The 6,157-nt window shown below is 66.0% G+C and carries 4 protein-coding genes; 1 reads left to right on the forward strand and 3 read right to left on the reverse strand.

The features are described from left to right. Together EOD07_RS18220 and EOD07_RS18225 are read right to left on the reverse strand one after the other, a co-directional pair. A partial coding sequence (locus EOD07_RS18220) for a transglutaminase family protein (protein ID WP_164772330.1) occupies positions 1–3,309 on the reverse strand: 3,309 nt, incomplete at its 3' end. Positions 3,310–3,415: 106 nt separating this feature from the next. Then, entirely contained in the window at positions 3,416–4,606 is a 1,191-nt protein-coding gene (locus tag EOD07_RS18225; RefSeq protein WP_127236464.1) for an acyl-CoA dehydrogenase, read from the reverse strand. A gap of 103 nt (positions 4,607–4,709) precedes the next feature. Here EOD07_RS18225 and EOD07_RS18230 point away from each other — a divergent pair, with 103 nt between their 5' ends. Then, the gene (locus EOD07_RS18230; protein WP_041012692.1) at positions 4,710–5,621 is read left to right on the forward strand and encodes a LysR family transcriptional regulator; all 912 of its coding nucleotides are present in this window, start codon (positions 4,710–4,712) and stop codon (positions 5,619–5,621) included. On the opposite strand, the gene EOD07_RS18235 is transcribed toward EOD07_RS18230, so the two are convergent. After that, on the reverse strand, positions 5,622–6,157 hold a 536-nt coding region (locus EOD07_RS18235; RefSeq protein WP_127236465.1), incomplete at its 5' end, for a S1 RNA-binding domain-containing protein.

A 6,157-nucleotide genomic window follows, 5' to 3' on the forward strand; every position in this document is an offset into this window, starting at 1 on the left:
CTCTTCAGAAGCTTCTTCGTCACGCAGCACATAGCCGCCCGGCGTGTGGCCGCGCGGTTCGAACCGGGCAAGCCGCCGCGCCTCGGCCTCGTTGCCGTTGACCGGGAAGGTGTCGTAATTGCGGCCGCCCGGATGCGCGACATGGTAGACGCAGCCGCCGACCGAGCGGCCCGACCAGCGGTCGTAGATGTCGAAGACCAGCGGCGTGTTGACCGGCAGCGCCGGATGCAGGCCGGACGCCGGCTGCCAGGCCTTGAAGCGCACGCCCGCCACCGCGACCTCGCGATTGTCCGTCACCTTCATCGGCACGATGCGGCCGTTGCAGACGATGGCGTGACGCTCCGGATTGAGGCCTTCGGCGCGCACCTGCAGCCGCTCGACCGAGGAGTCCACAAACCGCACAGTGCCGCCGATCGCGCCCTGCTCGCCCATCACGTGCCATGGCTCCAGCGCCTGCCTGAGCTCCAGCTTGACGCCGGCATGCCGAACCTCGCCGCAGAACGGGAAGCGGAACTCGAGCTGGGCGGCGAACCATTCCGGGCGGAGATCGAAGCCGTTGAGCTTCAGGTCTTCCAGCACGTCGAGGAAATCCGCCCAGACATGATGCGGCAGCATGAAACGGTCATGCAGCGAGGTGCCCCAGCGCACGAAGCGGCCCTCGAGCGGGTTCTTCCAGGCGCGCGCGATGATGGCGCGGACCAGCAATTGCTGCGCAAGCGACATGCGCGCATTGGGCGGCATCTCGAAACCGCGGAACTCGACCAGCCCGAGCCGGCCGGTCGGACCGTCCGGCGAGAACAATTTGTCGATGCAGATTTCCGAACGGTGCGTGTTGCCGGTCACGTCGGTCAGGAGGTTGCGGAACAGCCGGTCGACCAGCCAGGGCAAGGGTGCCGTGCCGGTGTCGGGATGCGGCACCTGCGCCAGCGCGATCTCAAGCTCGTAAAGCGAATCGTGCCGCGCTTCGTCGATGCGCGGCGCCTGGCTGGTGGGACCGATGAAAAGGCCCGAAAACAGATAGGACAGCGACGGATGCCGTTGCCATTGCAGCACCAGGCTCTTCAACAAGTCCGGCCGGCGCAGGAACGGACTGTCATTGGGCGTCGCGCCGCCGACCACTACATGGTTGCCGCCGCCGGTGCCGGTGTGGCGGCCGTCGATCATGAATTTGTCGGTGCCGAGCCGCGATTGCCGCGCCTCCTCGTAGATCGCGCTCGTCGTCGCGACGCATTCCCGCCAGTTCGCGGCCGGATGGATGTTGACTTCGATGACGCCGGGGTCCGGCGCCACACGGATGACGTTGAGGCGCGGATCGTGCGGCGGAGCGTAGCCTTCGATATGCACCGGCAGGCCGATCGCCTTGGCCGCGTTCTCCGCCGCCGCCACCAGTTCGAGATAGTCTTCCAGCGCCTCGACCGGCGGCATGAACACGCAGAGCCGGCCGTCGCGCGGTTCGACGGTGAGCGCGGTGCGCACCGCGCCGCCGATCTCGGTCAGTTGCTGCTCGACCCGGTCCTGCTGGGCCGTGGCGGCCGTGAAGGACGCCTCCGCCTGCTGACGCGCCATTTCGTCGGCGCCGCCGGCCGGAGCTTCCGGCAGGATGGCATCGCGCGCCGGCAGCGCGCCGCGCGGCACGGACGGATCGACCGGCACGATATAAGGGAATTGCGCCGGCGGCACGTAAGGCAGCGCACCGAGCGGCAGGCGGTAGCCGACCGGAGAGTCGCCGGGCACAAGGAACAGGCGGCCGCGCCGGGTCTTCCATTTCTCCGAGCGCCAGCGCTGGCCGGCGGCCTGGCTGTTCCAGCGCTGCACCGGCAGCACATAGCCGGACGGCCTGGTCAGGCCGCGCTCGAAGACGCGCGCCATGCGGCTGCGCTCTTCCGGGTCTTCCAGCTTGGAATTCGACGGGTCGACATTGTCGGGCAGCTTGCCTTCCTTGAGCAGCCACTCGCCCGGATCCTCATAGGCCTCGCTCACCATCGCCTTGTCGATGCCGAGTTCGCCGGCGACCGCCTTGAGCAGGCTTTCGGCCTGTTCGGGCCCGACCGCGGCATTACCGTTTTCCCTCGCGATCAGCGACGGATCGCGCCAGACCGGCTCGCCGTCGGTGCGCCAGTAGAGCGAGAAGGTCCAGCGCGGCAGGCTCTCGCCCGGATACCATTTCCCCTGGCCGTAATGCAGAAAACCGCCCGGCGCGAAGCGCTCGCGCAGCCGGCGGATGAGCTGGTCGGCCTTGTCGCGCTTGGTCGGACCGACAGCCGCGGTGTTCCATTCCGCGGATTCGAAATCGTCGATCGACACGAAGGTCGGCTCGCCGCCCATTGTGAGCCGCACGTCCCCGTCCTTCAGTGCCGCGTCGACTTTTTCGCCCAGTTGGTCGAGCGCCTCCCAGCTTTCATCCGAAAACGGCTTGGTGATGCGCGGATGCTCGGCGATCCGGTCGACCCGCATGTCGAAGCCAAAGTCGACATTGGCGAAGCTCGCCATGCCGGAGATGGGCGCTGCATTGCGAAAATGCGGCGTCGCGGCGAGCGGAACATGGCTTTCGCCGGTGAGTAGGCCGGAGGTCGGGTCGAAACCGATCCAGCCGGCGCCCGGAATATAGACCTCGCACCAGGCATGCAGGTCGGTGAAGTCGACCGCCGTCCCGGGCGGTCCGTCGAGCGCGACGAGATCTGGCTTGAGCTGGATCAGATAGCCGGAGACGAAGCGCGCGGCGATGCCCAGATTGCGCAGGATCTGCACCAGGAGCCAGCTGGAATCCCGGCACGAGCCCTTGGCCGCGGCGAGCGTCTCTTCCGGCGAATAGACGCCGGTCTCCATGCGCACGATATAGGCGATCTCGCGCTGCAGCCTTGCATTGAGGCCGACCAGGAAATTGACGGTGTTCGTCGGGCTGCGGTCGATGCTTTCCAGGAATTTCGACAACAGCGGTCCTGCCGGCTCCGGTTTCCGGTAGATGGCGAGGTCTTCCCTGATCTCTTCCGGGTAATCGAACGGAAAGGTCTCGGCGCTCTCCTCGACGAAGAAGTCGAACGGATTGTAGACCGTCATGTCGGCGACGAGGTCGACCTCGATCTTCAGCTCGCTCACCGGCTCCGGGAAGACGAAGCGCGCGAGGAAGTTGCCGTAGGGGTCCTGCTGCAGGTTGACGAAGTGGTTTGCCGGCTCGACCTTCAGCGAGTGGCTGAGCACCTTGGTGCGCGAATGCGGCGCCGGCTGCAGCCTGATCACCTGGGGACCGAGCACTACCGGCCGGTCATACTTGTAGTGGGTCAGGTGATGGACGGCTGCCAGAATTGCCATGGTGCCCCGGAGTTCGGCGTTTCAATCCGCCGAACCCTGACATAAATGCTGGCCCTTCTCCAAGCAGAGATGTTGCGCTGCACCTAATTTAAGCAGCGTTGCCGGCTCAGAAGAACGCCTGAATACCCGTCTGCGCCCGTCCCAGGATCAGCGCATGCACGTCATGCGTGCCTTCATAGGTGTTGACCGTCTCCAGGTTCTGCGCATGGCGCATGACGTGGTAGCCGATCTGGATGCCGTTGCCGCCATGCATGTCGCGGGCCTGGCGGGCGATGTCGAGCGCTTTGCCGCAATTGTTGCGTTTGACGATGGAGATCATTTCCGGCGCCATCTTGCCTTCGTCCATCAGCCGGCCGACGCGCAACGAACCCTGCAGTCCAAGCGCGATCTCCGTCTGCATGTCGGCCAGTTTCTTCTGGAAGAGCTGCGTGCCGGCGAGCGGCTTGCCGAACTGTTTCCTGTCGAGACCGTACTGCCGCGCCCGATGCCAGCAATCTTCCGCCGCACCCATGGCGCCCCAGGAGATGCCGTAACGCGCCCGGTTGAGGCAGCCGAACGGGCCTTTCAGGCCCGAGACATTGGGCAGCAGCGCGTCCTCGCCGACCTCGACGCCCTCCATCACCACCTCGCCGGTGATCGAGGCGCGGAGGCTGAGCTTGCCGCCGATCTTCGGCGCCGAAAGCCCCCTCATGCCCTTTTCGAGCACGAAACCACGGATCTGGTTGTCATGCGCGGCCGACTTCGCCCAGACGACGAAGACGTCGGCGATCGGCGCGTTGGAGATCCACATCTTGGAGCCGGAGAGCTTGTAGCCGTTGGCTGTCTTCTCGGCGCGCGTCTTCATGCCGCCCGGATCGGAGCCGGCATCCGGCTCGGTGAGGCCGAAGCAGCCGATCCATTCCCCCGACGCCAGCTTGGGCAGATACTTCTTGCGCTGCGCTTCCGAGCCATAGGCATGGATCGGATACATGACCAGCGAGGACTGCACGCTCATCATCGAGCGATAGCCGGAATCGATGCGCTCGACTTCCCGCGCCACCAGGCCATAGGTCACGTATCCGGCGCCCAGCCCGCCATATTCTTCCGGAATGGTGATGCCGAGCAGGCCCGCCTCGCCCATCTCGCGGAAGATCGACGGGTCGGTCTTCTCGTCGGCATAGGCTTCCTCGATGCGCGGCGCGAGCTTGTCGGCGGCGAAGGCGGCCGCGCCGTCGCGCACCATGCGCTCATCCTCGGAAAGCTGGTCCTCGATCAGGAAAGGATCGTTCCAGACGAAAGCGTTCTTCTCGGCGGCCATGGCCTCGGGCTCCCAGTATTTCGATGTGCCCGGCTTATCCGCCCGCACAGGGGAAAAATCAAACGAAATTGCATCGCGGATCAATGAGCATTAGTAATGGATCATGAACGTCCAGCGCCGCCTTTTGCCGAACACCGCCGCGCTCGCCGCCTTCGAGGCGGTGGCGCGCCTCGGCTCCTTCACCGCCGCCGCGCGCGAGCTCGACCTGACCCAAGGCGCCGTCAGCCGGCAGATCAACCTGCTGGAAGAACAGTTCGGGCGTCGGCTGTTCGAGCGCGACAGCCGCAACGTCCGGCTCTCAGCCGCAGGCGAGACCTATGCCGAAGCGGTGCGCTCCGCGCTTGGCCAGTTGCGTGATGCTGCGCTTGGATTGATGAGCAATCGGCATAGTGGTGTTCTCAACCTTGCCATTCTGCCGACCTTCGGCACGCGCTGGCTGATGCCGTTGATCCCGGATTTCGTCGCCCGTCATCCCGACATCACCATCAATTTCGCCACCCGCATCGGGCGGTTCGACTTTGCCCGCGAGCGGCTCGATGCCGCGATCCATCACGGCATGCCCGACTGGCCGGACGCCGAGAGCACGCTTTTGATGCGCGAAACCGTGATGCCGGTGGTTTCGCCCGAGTTCCTCGCCACCCGCGCCATCGCCACGCCGGCCGATATCAGCCGCCTGCCGCTGCTGCATATGGCGACCCGCCCCGGGGCCTGGAGCGAATGGTTCGAGCATCAGGGGCTGGAAGCGCCGACGGGCCCCGGCATGCAGTTCGAGCAGTTCGGCACGGTCGCCCAGGCCTGCATGGCGGGCCTCGGCGTGGCGTTGCTGCCGGAAATCCTGATTGCCGGCGAGTTGCAGCGCGGCCAGCTGGTGCCCGCACCCGGCGAACCGATGCAGAGCCGCAGCGCCTATTATCTGGTCGTGCCGCACGACAAGCGCGGCCATCCGCCGGTCGCCAGTTTTCGCGATTGGCTGCTGGGTCAGATCGGCAAGGAGCCGGCAGTGCTCGCGTGGTAGCTACTTCCGCTTCATCGCCTCGGCGAGTACCGCGCCGAACGCGCCCTGCGAAGGCTTTTCCGGCTGGCGCTGCGGTGCCGGCGATCGCGGCGCCGGCTTGCCGCCGCCGTGGTCGCGCTGGCCGCCGCGAGGCGCCCCACCCTCGCCGCCATCCTTGCGCATCGACAGGCCGATGCGCTTGCGCTTGATGTCGACGTCGACGACGCGCACCTTCACCACGTCGCCGGCCTTCACCACCTCATGCGCATCCTTGATGAAACGGTCGGCCAGTTGCGAGACATGCACCAGCCCGTCCTGGTGCACGCCGATGTCGACGAAGGCGCCGAAGGCGGCGACATTGGTGACCGTGCCTTCGAGCAGCATGCCTGGCTTCAAATCCTTGATGTCGTCGACGCCTTCCGCGAAAGTCGCGGTCTTGAAGCCGGGGCGCGGGTCGCGTCCGGGTTTTTCCAGCTCGGCAATGATGTCACGCACCGTCGGCAAGCCGAAACGCTCGTCGACGAAGACGCGTGGGTCGAGCGCTTTAAGCGCGGCGC

The organism is Mesorhizobium sp. M2C.T.Ca.TU.002.02.1.1 (assembly GCF_003997225.1).

Excerpts from the sequence above, each read along its gene's own strand:
- EOD07_RS18230 (WP_041012692.1), top strand. The coding sequence starts at position 4,710 with ATGAACGTCCAGCGCCGCCTTTTGCCGAACACCGCCGCGCTCGCCGCC.
- EOD07_RS18225 (WP_127236464.1), bottom strand. The coding sequence starts at position 4,606 with ATGGCCGCCGAGAAGAACGCTTTCGTCTGGAACGATCCTTTCCTGATC.